Source organism: Hyalangium sp. (genome assembly GCF_045802625.1).
Classification (GTDB): Bacteria; Myxococcota; Myxococcia; order Myxococcales; family Myxococcaceae; genus Hyalangium.
Genome location: NZ_JBJMQP010000195.1, coordinates 1 through 15669 on the forward strand (window position 1 = coordinate 1; position 15669 = coordinate 15669).

Here is a 15669-nt window from a genome sequence, read left to right on the forward strand (position 1 = left end):
AGCGCCGCTGCTCCGGCGCGCCCTTCCTACGGGCGCAGCTTCGCCAGCTTGTCCTCCACCGTGCCGGCGGGGCCCATGGACAGCAGCGCCAGGTAGCGCTCGTAGGCCTGCACCAGCCCTCACCTCAACGGGTCTCCTATCCGCCCTGGGTCCCCGCCTTCGATACGCACCTCCTCGTGCGGCGGGTTGTTTTGCATGGAAGCGGCGGAAATCGAACCCGCGCCGGGCGATGTGAATCCTCTAGCAGAATCGCGCCCTTACCTCGCAGCCGCCCGGAATGCTTAGGAGTTGGTATCCCGCCGCGTCCCGTCTCGTCCCGTCCTGTTCCAGCTCGTTCCGCAGGCTCCTGCGACATACGTGCAACATGGCGGACATGTGGAGTGCTGGGGCTCGTAGTGAGCTCTGGGGTCTCGCGGTGAGCGTCCAGGCCGGATACGTCGACGCTGGCCTCGTGGTGAACGCTGGCGCCTCGTTGACGGGGCGCCAGGAGACGACGGTGGCAATCGCGCAGAGAGGGTGTCGCGAAGGACGGGAGCAGGGGCGCGGGGCACGGCGGCATAGCCCCCGGCGTGGGACGCGGGCTAGAGTCGGCTCGTCACTCGGCTCGCGGAGACCGGGCTCTCTTGGTGATCCTGCGCAACGTTACAGATGAAGACCTCCCGATCTTCTTCGAGCATCAACGGGACGCAGTCGCGCTGCGCATGGCCGCATTCCCGTCGCGGGAACGCGATGCCTTCCTGACCCACTGGCGCACGAAGGTTCTCCGCCCCGAGAACGTGACCCGCACCATCGTCGTGGGCGGCTTGGTCGCTGGGTACATCGGCAGTTGGGAACAGGACGGCAAGCGCCTCGTCGCCTATTGGATGGGTCGCGAGCACTGGGGCAAGGGCATCGCGACACGGGCGCTCTCGGAGCTCCTCGTGCTCGAGCCGATTCGTCCGCTCCATGCGTGGGTCGCTGTCCACAACGTCGGGTCGATTCGCGTCCTCGAGAAGTGTGGCTTCCGCACGGTGGCCCAGGAGAACCAGCAGCATGCGGACGGAGTTGCCGAGGTATTCATGATGCTGGGTCCGAAATAGTGTGAGCCGGGTACGTCCCGTGCGAGAGCCGCTCCGCGGACCTGGATGGCCTCTATTCCGCCTAGGCGTTCACCACGTCAACCCAACGGCCTTTCTCATTGCAGCTTCGAATGCCTGATCGTCGAGGCTGCTTCGCAAGCCCAAAATCGCCACAGCGTCAGGGCCGACCGGTACACGGAACGGTGTCGCGGGGTCTTCGATTGCACTGGCGATGGCCAATGCGACAACTTCGGGTCCGGTTCGACCAGCTGGCCCCGTCATTTTGGTATCGGCTCCATCCCACTGCTCCCACAGTCCGGCGTATTCCGCGGGTCCCTTATGAGGCTCGCTTGCTTTCATGCCAGGAGCGATGATTCCGGGCTCGATCAATACGCTGCGTATTCCAAAGTGACGGACTTCCAGGTGCAGTGACTCCGTCAGGGCCTCGAGCGCGAACTTGGAGGCGCTGTACGCTGCTCTGAGCGGCGATGAGACTCGGCCGTTCACACTCGACACATTCACGATGACGCCGGAACCCCGCTTTCGCCAGGTGGGCAAGACCGCCTGGATTACGCGCAGTGCGCCGAGCGTGTGTATCTCGAACATCTGTCGGAAATGATCAAGTGGATAGCCTTCCACCGGCCCTCCGCCAGAGATGGCTGCGTTGTTGACGATTGCATCGAGCGGACCCACTTCTTTAAGACATTGCGCCACGGAGTCATCGCTGGTGACATCGAGCACATGTGCCTGGATGCCTTCCAATCCACTCGGCGCGGATAAGTCGGTGGCGACGACTGAATGTCCTCGGCTGGCAAGTACCTGCGCCGTTGCCATTCCTATGCCGCGTGCCGCGCCTGTAATCAAAACCCTTAGTGCCTTTGACATTCGGAAGTCTCCTTAAGTGTTCTAGTTCGGGATTGTTCTGTGAGCCTGCCCCGGTTTTGTGGACACCCCGATGAGTCGAAACGAGAGAGGATGTGTCCATGGAACGCAGGAAGAGACGTACCCCCAGCCGTTGAGTTTGAGGGCATAGACGGTGCAGCGCGTGGCGGTCATCCGCCTCAATTGGCCGTCGATCCAGACGAGGGCCTGCTTCTTGTCCTCGGCGTTCATCTCCTCGATGAGGGGGAACTTGGTGGCCCCCAGCGCGTCCATCATGACGCTGACGACGGTCATGAGGCAGTTGTCGTCACTTCCCTTCCGGTAATACATGTTCTCTCGGAGGTCCGGATAGGAGAACGGATTCCAGGCCGCGTTCATCTTCATGGCCACGCGGCGGCTGTCTGCCTTGGCCAGCGAACCGCCGTGCGCCTGGATCAGATCGGCGGGCCGGGAGTCGCCTCGAAATGCGATCCCCAGCACCTCGTCGTTCTCGTTCGTCAGGCTCGAGCCCGCGAGCAGCGCCGCTGGGTTCTTGCGGAAGCGCGCCGGGAATTCTTCAAACCCTGCTGCCAGAAGCTCCTCGAGGAAGCCCTTCTTGTCCGTCGACGAGCTGTCGGCGAACGCCTGCCTCACCGTCCCATCCGGCTCGAAGACGCGGCGGTACAAGGGCAGCCAATCTCCGATTCGATGGTTCTTCAGCTCCGTCCAGAAGTAGTTGAACCAGTAGGGGAACCGGAATTGCGCGTGGTCCTCCGCGGTCATCGGGTAGGGCTGCGCGTTGAAGTTGGTGATCTCGCCGTAATCCAGCCAGCGCTGGAGCCTCCAGGCAGGAGCATGGGCGGGAGGTCTCGGAGTGTGGGTGGGCACGCTCGAATTTTACCACGCGTGCGAGCTCCCCTCCAAAGCGGGGGGCTGAGCCGAGATTCTCCGGAACGCGCAGTCGGCGCGAGCCGGCACCGTGACTGCGTCAGCGCAGGTGTGCGAGGTTGTTTCTCACGATGCCCTTCGCATCCACACGCGACCCGAATGGACCGTGAACCACGATGATCCCGCTCTCGCGCCTTTCGCCCTCCCGCTCGCTCCTACTGTTCGGTGCCCTCTGCGCGAACGTGCCGGTTTCCTCGGCGCAGGCCTCCGCTCCGACGCCCGCTGTCTTCTATGTAGCGTCCGCGACGCTTGACCTGAGCCACTCGAGAGGCGACGCCGGCCCGCCACAAGTCGCAGCCACGGTTCCGATCAACGCGAAGTGCACGACGACAGAACCCGAGGCAGCGGTTCCACTGTGGAGCTGTGAGCTCGGGAGCGTACGGAACGCGACCGGCTACGCGCCGCGTGAGCTGATGCGTTCGCTACCCTGGACCACGCAGGAGCTTGAGGCGCAGGGGCAGGCAGAGCTTCAAGCGAAGCGCGCGCTCGTCGAAGCTGCCCCTGGAGGACCCGAGAAAACCCGGCGCGTCCTCGACTCCTACCAATCGCAGTTCACCTGGCTCTCGCGAAAGTGCGTGCTGACCTCCGGTGCGCAAGGTGATTGCGATGTGGCGCTGATGGCTCTGGCGCAGGTGCAGGAGATCCGGCGAGCAGCGCAGGCAACACCCCCCAAACGCCAGGAAGGCTCCTGCGCGTCCACCCAGAAACTCCACGCCTGCTTGACAGCTCGTTTCGGGGAGGGCGTCCTCCTCTCCGGGCTCAACTCCGACTTCGTTTTCCTGAGCCCTGCTGGAACGCGCCGCGTCCGCACCCTCATCGGCAGTGCCAGGCGCGCCCCGGGAGCCGACGTCATCCAGGGCTACACCCTCTACAGCGATCAGAGCGCGGATTCGTCGGTCACCCAGGCCCTCATCGAGCACGTATCGACGAGGGACATCGATGACCTCGGGAACACCACCTGGAGATTCAACCCCCAGGGGAGCGACAGGTTCTTCGGGAACGCGAGCAAGGAGGCGTTCGAGTCGGACACTCCTGTGAATCCAGGAGCGCGGGTCCTCTGCAAAGAAGCGAAGAAGATCGAAGCACTCGGCGAGCTCATCGAGGTCACGCTCGCTGGAGTCGGGTACCACCCGGAAGAGACGAAACAACATCCGAACTATCGGTACCGGAGTCCGTGCGAAGGACCCGTCATCGGACCGGGGGTCATGGGAATCCGAACCGGCCCGTACCGCCCACCTCGACAGCCGGAAGGGGCGGAGGACAAGAACATCTCCCGGGAGTGCTCCGAAACCGAGTGCCGCTTTTCTTTTCGCGCCACGGGAAGAGCAGCCGATGTGGTCTTCCGCATGGGCGAGAGCGCTTCTGCCGGCGCCTCTTCCGTGGGCGACATCAACAACGACGGAGTGGATGACTACTCGGTCTGGTACGGCGACGCCGGAGTCCACTCGAACGAGCTTTATCTTTCATCAGCGAAGGGGTGGACCTCCGTCGCGCATTCAGGAGGGATGAACTGAGCTGTCAAACAGGCTCATCGGTGTTGCGGCAACAATTTACTTCACCTCGCCCATGAGCTTGCGGACCAGGGGTGAGAGGGCAATCAGCACCACGCCCGCGATCAGCGCGTAGACCGCCAACTGCCGGTAGCCCGCCGTGTACGAGAGGAGCTTGTCCATGGCGGTGGCATTCTCCGCCGGGCTCGTCATCCCCGCGCCCAGCAGGCCGGCGGCGTACTGGCCATACGCGCTGGCCAGAAACCACATGCCCATCATCACCCCCTGCAGAGGCCGGGGCGACAGCTTGGTCATGATGGACAGGCCGATCGGCGAGAGGCACAGCTCCCCGAACGTGATGACGAGGTACGCCACCGTGAAGAGATCCAGCGAGGTGATCCCCTGGGCGTTGGCGAAGAAGCGAGTCGCGTAGAACAGGTAGAAGGCGCCGGCCAGGAAGAGGAAGCCCAGACCGAACTTCACCACCGTATTCGGCTCGAGCTTCTTGTTGGCCAGGGCCACCCAGGCCAGGCCCAGCAGCGGGCTGAAGGCGATGACGAAGAGCGAGTTGGCCGAGTTGTTCACGCCGTTGGGATCCAAGGGGATGCCGAGCACCGTCTGGGTCAGGTTGTTGGCCGCGAAGAGGCTCAAGGAGCCGCCCGACTGCTCGAAGAACGCCCAGAAGATGATGGAGAAGAGGATGAAGACCATGGCCGCGGCGAGCTTCTTGCGCTCCTCGGCGGAGTACCGGGTCATCTCGTAGGCGATGTAGAGCAGCGTGAGCGGGCCGATGGTGTACATGAAATAGTCAGTCAGGTCCGTCTTCGAGACCATGATCATGAGCACGGGGATGAGGGCCAGCGAGCCCGCGTAGATGGCCCAGTCCTGCCACGGCTTCTTCTGCTCACCGGGCTGGCCGTGCCCCGGCGGGAGCCCGATGGGCCCGAGCAGGTGCTGCGAGCGCGCGAAGGTCACCACGCTGATGGTCATGACGATGGCCGTGAGCCCGAAGGCGAGGTTCCACGAGTAGCTCTTGCCCAGGGCGATGCAGAGGTAGCCACCGAGCAGCGCCCCCACGTTGATGCCCGAGTAGAACAAGGAGAAGCCCGCGTCGCGGCGCGGATCGTCGTCCTTGTAGAGCGAGCCCACCATGGTGGAGATGTTCGGTTTGAAGAAGCCGGTGCCGACGATGTTGAAGGCGATGCCGAGGAAGAAGAACGCCTTCGGATCAATGGCGAGCACCAGGCTGCCGACGATCATCAGCGTGCCGCCCCAGAACAGCGACTTGCGGAAGCCGAGGATCTTGTCCGCGAAGAGCCCGCCCACGAAGGTGAAGGCGTAGACGAAGGCCTGGGTGGCGCCGTACTGCAGGTTCGCCGTGTCCTCGGCCATCCTGAGCTGATTGACCATGAAGAAGGTCAACACCCCGCGCATGCCGTAGAAGCTGAAGCGCTCCCACATCTCGGAGAAGAAGAGCCACCAAAGCTGGCGCGGGTACTTGCCTGGGAACGCCTGGATGCTCTCGAGATCTGGGTACTTGCCTGGCAACGCCTGGATGCTCTCGAGATCTGCCGCGGAGGGAGTGTTCACAGGGGCTTGGATATCAGCAATCGGCGCTCCGAGACACCCACGGTGTGGAGGTGAGCCCCACTCCACCGCGGCGCCCCTGCCGTAACATGGGGCCTTCCCACCTGCACGAGGCCGCCGATGGAGCAAGAGCCCCCTTCCCCGCTGCACCCCTCCTTGCTTCCAGCGGGCACGGTGGTGGGGCGCTGGCGCGTGGTGGCCTGGGCCGGCCGGGGCTCCTTTGGCGCCGTCTACCGCGCCGTCCCACTCGGCCAGGAGCAGGCTCCTGCCGTCGCCCTTAAGCTGGCCCTGCACCCGGAAGATCCCCGCTTTGCTCGTGAGGCGGAGCTGCTCTCGCGCCTGCGCCACCCCAGCATCCCTCGCCTGTGGGACCGAGGGGAGTGGCAGCCGCCGGGCGGCCCGCCTCATCCTTTCCTGGCCATGGATTGGGTGGACGGAGCGCCCCTCTACGAGCAAGCCTTGTACCCACGCTCCTCCCCGCAGGCGCTGCGGATGCTGGCCCAGCTCGCTCGCGCCATCGAGGAGATCCACGCCCAGGGCGCCATCCACCGCGACATCAAAGGAGACAACATCCTGGTGCGCTACGCCGATGGGCGCGCCCTGCTCACCGACTTCGGCGCGTGCCACTACCGGGGGGCCGCCACCCTCACTCCGTCCGCCATGCACCCGGGCACTCCCGCCTACCGCTCTCCCGAGTCCTGGTGCCGGGAGTTCAACCGCGACCGCTCGCTCCAGTACCGCGCACAAGCCGCGGAGGATCTCTTCGCCCTGGGCGTCACCGCGTGCCGGCTCGTCTCCGGCGAGTACCCGAAGCTGGCGGCGCCTCGCAGGGACGAGCACGGGCTCTGGCACATCGATTCCGTGATGCCCCCTGCCGCGCTGCTGCGGGACAGGCGCATCGAGCCGCGGCTGCGCACATGGATTCTGCGCCTGCTCTCGGTGCACCCCGAGGAGCGCGGCACTGCGGCGCAACTGGCCGAGGCCCTCGAACAAATCGCGGCGCCCTCCGAAGCGCGAGCACCGCTTCGCGAAGAGTCTCCCCTCCCTCAAAGCTCAGCCGGACGGATCAGCGCCCCCGCCCGTGTGAGCTCCCGACGGCCCTGGTTGCTGGTGACAGCCGCCGCGAGTCTGGCTCTGGCCACCTGGGCGGGGTGGCTCACTCCCAGCAAGCCTGCGGAACCACCCTCCGTCGCACAAACGGCCGCAGGAGCCGACCCGCCGGATGCAGGCACTGCGGGGCTCGCGGAGGCGTTGACGTCCACCTCTACGAATTCGGCTCCCGGACTCCAGGCTCCCGAGGGGATGGCCGAAGACACGCCTCCGGAGCCACGACAGGGGCAGGACCGGCCCGATGCCAAGGGGCGCTGCCCTCACAAGCGGCAAGTCGCCCTCAATGGAGGTTGCTGGCTAGAGCTTTCACTCTCTCGGGAGGAATGTGAAGGCAGCGCAGCTCACATGTTCAAGGGCAAGTGCTACGTACCGGTCATCCCTCCTGTACATAGACGCCCCCCTACCTCCACCCCTTCGGACAAGCAGCACTCCGAACCCCGGTAGACCCACGGGGGCAGCTTTGGCTTCGTCCCCACGGAGGCGGAGATGAAGCAATCGGCTGATCCACGGCCTGGGGCCTCCGTGGCGGATCCGCAGCCTGCGGACCCCTTCGAGCCCCTGCGATACCCGGGTGATGGGGGCTGTACTCCTTTGACGGTACAGCCTCCATCCTCTGAGTCCGCGCATCCTTCGCCCGTATCGCCGCACGGCGCTCCCGGCGGCCATACACGGAGGATGCAATGAAGAACGCGCTGTGGGTGTGCCTCGTTGTCGGATGCGTGCTCAGTGCCTGCTCGAGCGGCGGCAAGGGTGAGCCAGGTCCGCAGGGGCCCAAGGGCGATCAAGGTCCACAGGGGCTCAAAGGTGACCAAGGTCTGCAGGGACCCCAAGGTGATCAAGGTCTGCAGGGGCCCAAAGGTGACCAAGGTCCGCAGGGGCCCAAGGGCGCCAATGGTACCGACGGCGCTGCAGGGCCACCGGGGCCACCGGGGAATTGGTCGGCGTTCGCTGGCGGAGCGGCGCAGGCGATCACCACCACCGTCACCATCAATGCAAAGTCAGACTGTGGCTCGGTCGCTCCAGCGCCACATATGGAGGTGTTTGCTGACCACGTCCGCATCGGCGGAGTCGACGTGACCAATTCGACCTACGCCGACACGACACTCACCCTGCCGAGCCCCAGATTCATCGGCGAGCTGACCGTCGTGTTCACCAACGACAGCGCTGCGGGCGGCTGCGATCACAATCTCTACGTCGACCACATCACGCTGAGCACTGGCGCGACCATCTCCTCCAGCGACACCGCGCACGTAGTCTACGACAGGATGACTACCAGCGATCTGGCCACCGCGTTCGACGGCGTCGACGTCATGTCCGTCTCTGCGGGCATTCGCATGTCGTGGAGCGGTGGCCTGCGCTTCTTCGTTGGCGCTTCAGGCTCCCTGGCGGGGTTGGGAGGCGCGGCAAGCCCCATCTTTTCCACCAAGGCCAACTCCACTCGGTTCTCCAACTCGTCGCCCCAAAAGTGGGAGGCCACCGGCGAGAGCATTACGCTTTCAGCTCCGCCCGAGCAGCCTGCCCGGTACCGGATTGCGATGCGTCAGATATTCACCAACCAGGCTTCGGGAACGGCCTACTGCGTGGTGACCCTGACGGCCTCGACCGCACCCGCCGGGACCTTCTCTGTGAGCGGCCTGGGGAAGCTTTACGGCAGCCCAGCAATTAACTATTGGCAGACCGTCTTCGGAGAGGGTTTCTTCCAAGTGCCTGCCGGCCAGACCATTCAGCTGAATGTGAACATGGTAACGGATAGCGGCAGCTGCCTGCTCGCCAATGCAAGCAGTGACGGCGACGTGTACACTTCGGTCATCGCCTGGCCGCTGTAGGCATTCGTCTGGTCCCGTTCCAATCCCCGCCCGAGGAGCAGACTGGGGGCCCATGAGGCCCCCGCCCCGTCCTAGCTGCCCAGGAAGCCGAGCAGCGCCCGGTTGAACTCGTCCGCATGCGAGAGGTTGAACCCGTGCGGGCCGCCCTGGATGACCGCCACCTTGCCGGCTAGCCCTGGAGGAGCCGCTCATCTGGGGAAACCATCAGCGGCCCTGCCCTACCTCTCCGCACCAGCCCCCCACTCTCAACAGGCGCCTCTCCGTCCTATGCTGGGCGAGCCACGCCTCGCGTATCACCGCGCTTGGGCTTTTCTCGCAGGCTCGCCCTGCGTCGAGGGTTCGCCATGCCGCTCGTCTATTCGAGCTTGAGGAATGAAGTCGAGGAGACCGATGTCTCCGAGGAGGAGCACCGGCAAGCCGGCCTGGAGCCCATCAAGACGAAGCTGGGAATCGTATGGGCGGCTCCAGAGAATCGCGAGGGCGTGCTCCTGAAGTGCGGGCGTCCCATGGCGCTGCCTCCGCCCCTGTTGAGCAATGGGCCGCCGCCTCCGTTCGGCCAGCAGGGGCCGCCGCCTCCGTTCGGCCTCCCTTCGCAGGGTGGAAACAAGGTGGTGGTGCACGCGCCGCCCCGCGAGAAGCTCACCGAGGACAACAAGTCCTCCGCCGTGCCGAAGCAGCAGATGGACGCCTTCGTCGAGGGGCTGGTGGAGCAGGGCGAGCTGGGCTTCCCCGTGTACTCGGTGAGCGACAACAACTCGTTCCACACCAGCGGCTATCTCTGGGGGTACTACGCCGCGCGCACGGTCAAGGAGCTGCGGCTACCGCCGGGCCCCATCGCGGTCGTCAACTTCGACTCGCACCAGGACGCTGGCGTGGCGACGAGCCGCGTCGTCGCGAGCGATCGCTGGGGCTCCATCCTCATCAAGCAGATCAACGATCTGGGCTTCCCCGCCTGCTACCTGTCGGCGTTCAACAAGATGAGGCGCAGCGAGGTGCCCGGAAAGACGTTCTCGTATTTCGGCGTCTATCCGAAGAACCCGGCCCTCAAGCCTCCCGGCTCCATCATCCCGCAGAGCGACAAGAACGCCGAGAAGATGATGGAGGACATCCGCAAGGAGTTCCGCGACTTCTGGAAGAGCGTGAACGAGCACTTCGGCGAGCCCATCAAGTACGTGTTCTTCACCATCGATCGGGACGTGCTGAACGACAGCTATACGCAGTGGGGCAACGGGACGATCCGCGGCCCCACCCAGCTGATCCAGCTCATGGAGGCGGTGCTCGAGCCGCTCAACATCCTGCGCGGCGCCGACAAGCCTCAAGCGCAGCTGATCGGCTTCGACATCACCGGGCTGCCCGAGAGCATGCGCTATCACATCGACCCTCCGAGCGGCGGGGCCTACGCCGATCCCAAGGTGGTGTGGTCCAAGCTGTCGCAGGAGCTGTATGCGGTGCTGGACTTCGCGCACTCGCGGCTGCTCGACGCGCGGCGCTCCATCTACGTTCCCCACGTGCTCTTCTTCAGCGGCAGCATCAGCTACGCGTCGCTCAGCGGCAAGGAGCCCGACGAGTGGAACTGCTGGGACTACGTGTCGTTCCTGTCTCAGCGCCTGAAGCTGCTGCTGGGCTCCACCAACGTGTACTACCACGAGGGCTGGAGCTACCTGCTGTGCCAGCAGGCGGCGCCCATCTATGAGGCCGCCTGGAAGCGCTTCACGCTCTACAAGCCGGCGAAGCTGCTCGAGCCCGGCACGGCCTCGGAGGTGGAGCAGCAGCTGGGCGAGGGGACACCGCTGGGCGGCTTCGCCTGCACGGCCTCCGTCAGCGACTACTCACGCTTCGAGAAGTCCAAGCAGCAGGTGCCCTTCGACGACATGGTGAGCATGGTCAAGCTGTTCGCGCCTCCGCAGTGAGGCCGCGGGTCCGCTCGCGGAGGTTGGCAACGCCCTGAAGGTGGACTAACGGGGCAGCTCCCCTAACGGAGCAACCCCCATGTCTCTCTCCATGTACCAGGCGTCCATCCCCGTCTTCGTGCGCATGCTGAACAACCTCTCGGCGATTCTCGGCAAGGCCGCGGCCCACGCCGAGGCGAAGAAGATCGATCCGTCCGTCTTCATCCGGGACCGGCTGGCGCCCGACATGCTCCCCTTGTCCTTCCAGGTGCAGACGGCCAGCGATATGGCGAAAGGCTGCGCGGCCCGTCTGGCGGGAATCCAACCGCCCAGCTTCCCCGACACCGAGGCCACGTTCCCCGAGCTGAAGGAGCGCGTCGCCAAGACGCTGGCCTTCCTTCAGACCGTGAGCGCAGCGCAGATCGACGGCAGCGAGGATCGCAACATCACCCTCAGGCCGGGAGGAGGACGGGAGTACCGCTTCGTGGGCCAGTCCTACCTGCTCACCTTCGTGCTGCCCAACTTCTATTTCCACATCACCACCGCGTACAACATCCTGCGGCACAACGGCGTGGAGCTTGGCAAGCAGGACTTCCTCGGGGACCTGTGACGTCAGGGGGCGCGGGGCGGGTGACGCCCTCCGTGATGGACACGGGGTGGGCCACCCCGAGCGTGGCGCCCTCGCGGCGGGCCGTGAGGCTCTGCGGACCGACGGGCAGGCCCTCGAGCCGGTAGTGTCCCTCGGCGTCGGTGCGAGCCTCCGCGGGCGCGCTGATCACGGAGCCCGCCCAGCGCTCTCCCCCGAGGATCTGCGCGCCGGGCACGGGCTGGCCGGCGCTGGCCCGCACGTGGCCCTCCACCGCGCCGCTGCCCTGAAGCTGGAGCTCGACAGGGAAGCGCTCGCCCGCGGCCACCGTCAGCGCGCGGCGGCTAAGGGGAGAGAAGCCGGGCGCGGAGGCCACCAGATCGTAGCTCCCGGGGGCCAGGCCCTCGACGGAGAAGCGGCCCGTGGCATCCGTCACGGCGCGGCCGGAGTCCCCGTTGCTGTCGTGGGGGCTCACGTCCAGGCTGGCGCCCGCGATGGGAGCTCCCGTGCCGCGAGCCACCATGCGACCCTCCAGCGCCGAGCCCTGCTCCACCGTCCGCCCGGTGAGGCCCTGGCCCGGCACCAGCGTCAAGCGCAGCAGCGTGCGCGCCTCTCCGTACGGGCGCACCACGTCGCGCCGCAGCGGCGCATACCCTTGCGCTCGGACCGCCACCAGGTAACTGCCGGGCCGCGACGCCAGCCGTGCTCGCCCCCGCGCATCCGTGGCCCCGGTGCTCGCCAGCCGCCAGGACACCTCGTTGAGGTTCGGATCCCGCGGGCCTCGCCAGTACAGCCTCACGTTGGCGCCGGGCACCGGCTGCTCGCCGGCCACCACCTCCACCTCCAGCACCCCATCCTGCTCGGAGGGGGCCTGGGCCAGCGCGGGCGTACTGCCCGGGTCCGCGCTGCCTTTGGCGCTCACATCCTCGGGGCTCTCTGGCTGCAGCACCGTGCCGGCCCGTCCCGCAGGAGCTGAGGCCTGGGTCGAGCCAGAGTCCGCCCCCGGCCTGGGAGCCGAGGAGTCCTCCGCCCCACCCGAGCGGATCCAAAAGAGAACGAATCCCACTGCCACCAGGAGCGCTGTGACCAGGATGAGCTTGCGCATGTTGGGTACCTCTTCGCTACACTGCTTCGGGTACGATGAGAAGGTCCTCTGCCCGGAGCCGGCATGCCCTTGAAAGGGGCTTGAGCACTCATGGCTCGCTCCACGGCTTCAAACAGCACGAGCGTGCCCTCCACGCGCGGCGGGCCCCACCTCTCCACCGGAGTCAATTGTGAGCCTTGAAGCCTGCTTGCCCGCGGACCTCCGAGGGCCCACCACCACCATCACCCGGGTCGCCGCGGGGCAATCGGGCGCCGGTGTCTACCGCGTCGAGGCCGCAGGACAGGCGTTCGTGCTGAAGCTCTCGGGTGAGAGCGAACCGCTCGCGGGCTGGCGCCGCAAGGTTCACACCCAGCAGCTCGCCGCGAACACGGGTCTGGCGCCTCGTGTCATCCACGTGGACGAGGAGCGGCGCGCGGTCGTGAGTGCCTTCGTCGTCGACCGGTCGTTCCCGGCTTTCTACTGGGACCCGCGCACGCGCGAGGCCGCGCTCACGCAGCTGGGCCGCACGGTGCGCCGCGTGCACGAGCTGCCGCTACCTCCGGACGCGGACGTGAAGGAGCCGCGGGAGTTCCTCGCCGCTCTCTGGTCAGGGCTCGTGGCGAACTTCGCTCTGCCCACCTTCGTCGGCGAGGCGGTCCAACGCGTGCTCACGGAGGAGCCGCCCGCTCGCGAGCGCGCTCCGGTCCTGAGCCATAACGACGTCAACCCAACCAACCTCGTCTACGACGGCGAGAATCTCCTGCTGCTCGACTGGGAGACTGCCGGGCCGAATGATCCCTTCTACGATCTCGCGGCGATCTCCGTCTTCCTCCGCATGGACGAGGCTACCTGCCAGAGGCTGCTGGCGGCCTACGACGGTGAGCCGGTCTCCAGGCTCCCCGCCCGATTTGCCTACAGCCGCCGGCTGGTGGCGGTCCTGTGCGGCGTGGCATTCCTGCACCTGTCCCGCCAGTTCGGACACGCTGGAGCCACCGGCGGGGAGACGCTCGACTCGACGCCCTCACTCAGTGATTTCTATCAGCGGCTACGGACCGGCTCCCTGAACCTCGCCACGGGGGAAGGGCGTTGGTGGTTCGGCCTCGCCCTGGTGAAGGCCAGCCTCACACCGCCATGACAGAACCATGACAGAGACATGGAGCTCTCATGGCCATTGGCCCGTTCCCACGCTGTAGGTTGATCACCGTCTCTGCCCTGCCCCGGTGGACCTCTCATGCGTGTCATCACCGCCACCCTCCTCGTGACGGCTGTTACGGAACTCTCAAAGGGCTCCAAGCTGGTCCGGGCGAGGGATGTGTTCGCCTGGTGTGACCGGAGCTCGGTGGACTACCAAGGCGAAGGGCTCAAGCACCAGGCGCTCTGGGATGCGGACCTCGAGGAGGCCCGCGGACAGCGTCGGCTCCTGAAGTTCAAGAGCGGGGAGTGCAAGCAGTCCCGGGTGGGATGGGCGCTCATCGCTCACGGTGCCAAGGCGCGTGAAGCCGCGGCGCGCCTGGGCTGGCGCGAGCAGCTCTGGAATGGCGAGGCCTGGGATTGGCTTGGGGGGTGCCCACCCGTCCCAGCGCGGCGCCCTGGGGCGGGTGAGAAACCGGTAGACGGAGAGCCGGGCTGGGGCTCGGCTGCCGAGGGCCCCTGGCCATAACCGGTCCTCAGCCGGGGCGCCCTCGCCTGCTCAAGTGCAGCGCCGCTACGGCCCCCGGAGGACGGTCAGTCCCTTCTCGGTGAGAACCAGCAGCATGCTCGGCGTCACGGAGGGCTCGTAGACGAGCTGCAGGACGCGTTGCCCGGACACCTGCTTCACCGGCGTCAGCGTCACACCGTCCGGCTCCAGCCGCCACAGGCCCGCGCCACTCGTGCCGATGTAGAGCGCCCCATCATCCGTCGCCTTGAGCGCGGGGATCCGATCCGTCGGCAGCCCGGCCAGCTTCGACCAGCTCGCGGCGGAGTGGGACTTGGGCGTCATCGCCCAGACACCGTACTCCGCGCTCCCCAGGTAGTAGCGGCCCGACGCGGTCTGCTCGAAGGCGCGCCAGAGATCATCATCCGCCTGGCCATTGAGCGCTTCGTTGAAGCCCTTGAACCTCCAGGGCGTGGGGCCTGTCCAGGTGTTCTCCCGGTCCCACTCCTCGAGCTTCCCGCTCGGCACCAGCACCCCGACCATCTGCTCGTTGGCCACGAGCACGTCTCCGTTCGGCGCGATGCCCAACCCATACATCGGCGGGCATTGGAGCGACTGATCCTTCGTGCCGTCCGGATTCGTGGTGACCAGGTACCAGCCCGGATGACGGTGGCTGTTGTACGTGAGCCCCTGGATGCGCGTCGCTCCGTGGTTCGTCGTGATGTAGAGGTCGCCGCGATGCGGGCCGCGCGTCACGCGAGCGCAGTTGAGGATGCTGCGATCCTCCTCGTAGTGGAAGTCATTCGTGTTGTGGATGCCGATCTGCTTGCCCGCGTTCGACGCGCCGGTGCTGCGCCAGATGTGCTCCTCGAGCGCGACGGTTCCATCCGGCTGGAGGCGGACCGCGTCGAGATCTCCCTTCTGGTATTCGGCGTAGCGCTCGGGCGTGTAGTTCGCATCGCCTGGCCCGGGGATGTACGTGCGCTGCGTAATCCCTTCCGCCCGCTGCATCTCGGGAGCGCGGTAGCCCACGTACGCGCGCCCGGCCTCACCGCCGCAGATGACCGTCGAGCCAATGGCCAGCGAATCCCAACCGAACGGCTGGCGCGCCTGGCCGATGCCCGTGGTCCACGTGGGAGCCGTATCGCCCGGGCGCAGCACGCCGATGCGATTGCCATCGAGCAGCCAGAGGTTCAGCCCTTCATCGAGCCCCACGCTCTGCGGGGTGCCCACGCCGAACGACTGGGTGTAGTTGAGCACCGCCTCCGCGGGCCACGGGCCTGGATCCTTCGGCGTGCCGGAATCGGGCGTCCCCGGATCCGGCGGCGTGCCGCCATCGGGCGGTGTCACTGGCGTGGGATCCGGCGTGGAGGCCGTGGGAGTGCCGGAGTCCACCGAGGGAACAGGAGGAGGATCCGAGGGAACTTCGTTGCCCTCCGAGGGCGCAGGCCCTGGATCCACTCGCAGGTCGACTGTCCGGGTCCGGTCACCGCAACCCACCGTGAGTAATGAAATGACCGCGAGTCCTGCTCCCAGCGCGCCTGCTCGAATGCTCATTCATGCCTCCGTCACGGAGGCTTGATCGCAAGTCCCG

General features: G+C 66.3%; 13 protein-coding genes. 8 read left to right on the forward strand and 5 right to left on the reverse strand.

Translation table 11 applies throughout. The annotated features are described in order from the left end of the window. The first annotated feature begins 626 nt into the window (after window positions 1–626). Window positions 627–1079, forward strand: a complete 453-nt coding sequence (locus tag ACJ8AT_RS33005; RefSeq protein WP_407741944.1) for a GNAT family N-acetyltransferase — start codon at window positions 627–629, stop codon at window positions 1077–1079. 69 nt (window positions 1080–1148) lie between these two features. Here ACJ8AT_RS33005 and ACJ8AT_RS33010 read toward each other — a convergent pair whose 3' ends face one another. Both ACJ8AT_RS33010 and ACJ8AT_RS33015 read right to left on the reverse strand, forming a co-directional pair. Then, window positions 1149–1943, reverse strand: a complete 795-nt coding sequence (locus ACJ8AT_RS33010) for an SDR family oxidoreductase (RefSeq protein WP_407741932.1) — start codon at window positions 1941–1943, stop codon at window positions 1149–1151. A 21-nt stretch (window positions 1944–1964) separates the two neighbouring features. Next, on the reverse strand, window positions 1965–2807 hold the full coding sequence (locus tag ACJ8AT_RS33015; protein WP_407741933.1) for a hypothetical protein: 843 nt from the start codon (window positions 2805–2807) through the stop codon (window positions 1965–1967). A 176-nt stretch (window positions 2808–2983) separates the two neighbouring features. Between ACJ8AT_RS33015 and ACJ8AT_RS33020 the strand changes: the two genes are divergently transcribed. Next, complete coding sequence (locus ACJ8AT_RS33020; protein ID WP_407741934.1) at window positions 2984–4381, forward strand: hypothetical protein; 1398 nt, start codon at window positions 2984–2986, stop codon at window positions 4379–4381. 36 nt (window positions 4382–4417) lie between these two features. On the opposite strand, the gene ACJ8AT_RS33025 is transcribed toward ACJ8AT_RS33020, so the two are convergent. Beyond that, on the reverse strand, window positions 4418–5947 hold the full coding sequence (locus ACJ8AT_RS33025; RefSeq protein WP_407741935.1) for a peptide MFS transporter: 1530 nt from the start codon (window positions 5945–5947) through the stop codon (window positions 4418–4420). A gap of 117 nt (window positions 5948–6064) precedes the next feature. Between ACJ8AT_RS33025 and ACJ8AT_RS33030 the strand changes: the two genes are divergently transcribed. The 4 genes from ACJ8AT_RS33030 to ACJ8AT_RS33045 all read left to right on the forward strand — a co-directional run bounded on the left by ACJ8AT_RS33030 (window position 6065) and on the right by ACJ8AT_RS33045 (window position 11379). After that, window positions 6065–7498: a protein kinase domain-containing protein gene (locus ACJ8AT_RS33030; protein WP_407741936.1), complete on the forward strand. Its 1434-nt coding sequence runs from the start codon at window positions 6065–6067 to the stop codon at window positions 7496–7498. A 236-nt stretch (window positions 7499–7734) separates the two neighbouring features. Next, window positions 7735–8880: a carbohydrate-binding domain-containing protein gene (locus tag ACJ8AT_RS33035; RefSeq protein WP_407741937.1), complete on the forward strand. Its 1146-nt coding sequence runs from the start codon at window positions 7735–7737 to the stop codon at window positions 8878–8880. A gap of 344 nt (window positions 8881–9224) precedes the next feature. Continuing rightward, complete coding sequence (locus tag ACJ8AT_RS33040; protein ID WP_407741938.1) at window positions 9225–10790, forward strand: hypothetical protein; 1566 nt, start codon at window positions 9225–9227, stop codon at window positions 10788–10790. Between the two features lie 79 nt (window positions 10791–10869). Next, window positions 10870–11379, forward strand: coding sequence for a DUF1993 family protein (locus ACJ8AT_RS33045; protein ID WP_407741939.1), 510 nt, complete (start codon window positions 10870–10872; stop codon window positions 11377–11379). Here the strand turns inward: ACJ8AT_RS33045 and ACJ8AT_RS33050 are convergent. Then, window positions 11306–12460, reverse strand: a complete 1155-nt coding sequence (locus ACJ8AT_RS33050; RefSeq protein WP_407741940.1) for a carboxypeptidase regulatory-like domain-containing protein — start codon at window positions 12458–12460, stop codon at window positions 11306–11308. The genes ACJ8AT_RS33045 and ACJ8AT_RS33050 overlap by 74 nt on opposite strands. Window positions 12461–12629: 169 nt before the next feature. On the opposite strand from ACJ8AT_RS33050, the gene ACJ8AT_RS33055 reads away from it, so the two are divergent. Then, a complete protein-coding gene (locus ACJ8AT_RS33055) occupies window positions 12630–13574 on the forward strand; it encodes a phosphotransferase (RefSeq protein ID WP_407741941.1) in 945 nt (314 codons plus the stop codon). Window positions 13575–13670: 96 nt separating this feature from the next. Beyond that, window positions 13671–14099: a hypothetical protein gene (locus ACJ8AT_RS33060; protein WP_407741942.1), complete on the forward strand. Its 429-nt coding sequence runs from the start codon at window positions 13671–13673 to the stop codon at window positions 14097–14099. Window positions 14100–14144: 45 nt separating this feature from the next. On the opposite strand, the gene ACJ8AT_RS33065 is transcribed toward ACJ8AT_RS33060, so the two are convergent. Then, the gene (locus tag ACJ8AT_RS33065; RefSeq protein WP_407741943.1) at window positions 14145–15632 is read right to left on the reverse strand and encodes a hypothetical protein; all 1488 of its coding nucleotides are present in this window, start codon (window positions 15630–15632) and stop codon (window positions 14145–14147) included. Window positions 15633–15669 lie beyond the last annotated feature (37 nt).

What these genes read in the sequence shown, in the direction of transcription:
- ACJ8AT_RS33060 (WP_407741942.1), top strand. Translation starts at nt 13,671, where the DNA reads ATGCGTGTCATCACCGCCACCCTCCTCGTGACGGCTGTTACGGAACTC.
- ACJ8AT_RS33035 (WP_407741937.1), top strand. Translation starts at nt 7,735, where the DNA reads ATGAAGAACGCGCTGTGGGTGTGCCTCGTTGTCGGATGCGTGCTCAGT.
- ACJ8AT_RS33010 (WP_407741932.1), bottom strand. Translation starts at nt 1,943, where the DNA reads ATGTCAAAGGCACTAAGGGTTTTGATTACAGGCGCGGCACGCGGCATA.
- ACJ8AT_RS33045 (WP_407741939.1), top strand. Translation starts at nt 10,870, where the DNA reads ATGTCTCTCTCCATGTACCAGGCGTCCATCCCCGTCTTCGTGCGCATG.
- ACJ8AT_RS33065 (WP_407741943.1), bottom strand. Translation starts at nt 15,632, where the DNA reads ATGAGCATTCGAGCAGGCGCGCTGGGAGCAGGACTCGCGGTCATTTCA.
- ACJ8AT_RS33040 (WP_407741938.1), top strand. Translation starts at nt 9,225, where the DNA reads ATGCCGCTCGTCTATTCGAGCTTGAGGAATGAAGTCGAGGAGACCGAT.
- ACJ8AT_RS33020 (WP_407741934.1), top strand. Translation starts at nt 2,984, where the DNA reads ATGATCCCGCTCTCGCGCCTTTCGCCCTCCCGCTCGCTCCTACTGTTC.
- ACJ8AT_RS33050 (WP_407741940.1), bottom strand. Translation starts at nt 12,460, where the DNA reads ATGCGCAAGCTCATCCTGGTCACAGCGCTCCTGGTGGCAGTGGGATTC.
- ACJ8AT_RS33030 (WP_407741936.1), top strand. Translation starts at nt 6,065, where the DNA reads ATGGAGCAAGAGCCCCCTTCCCCGCTGCACCCCTCCTTGCTTCCAGCG.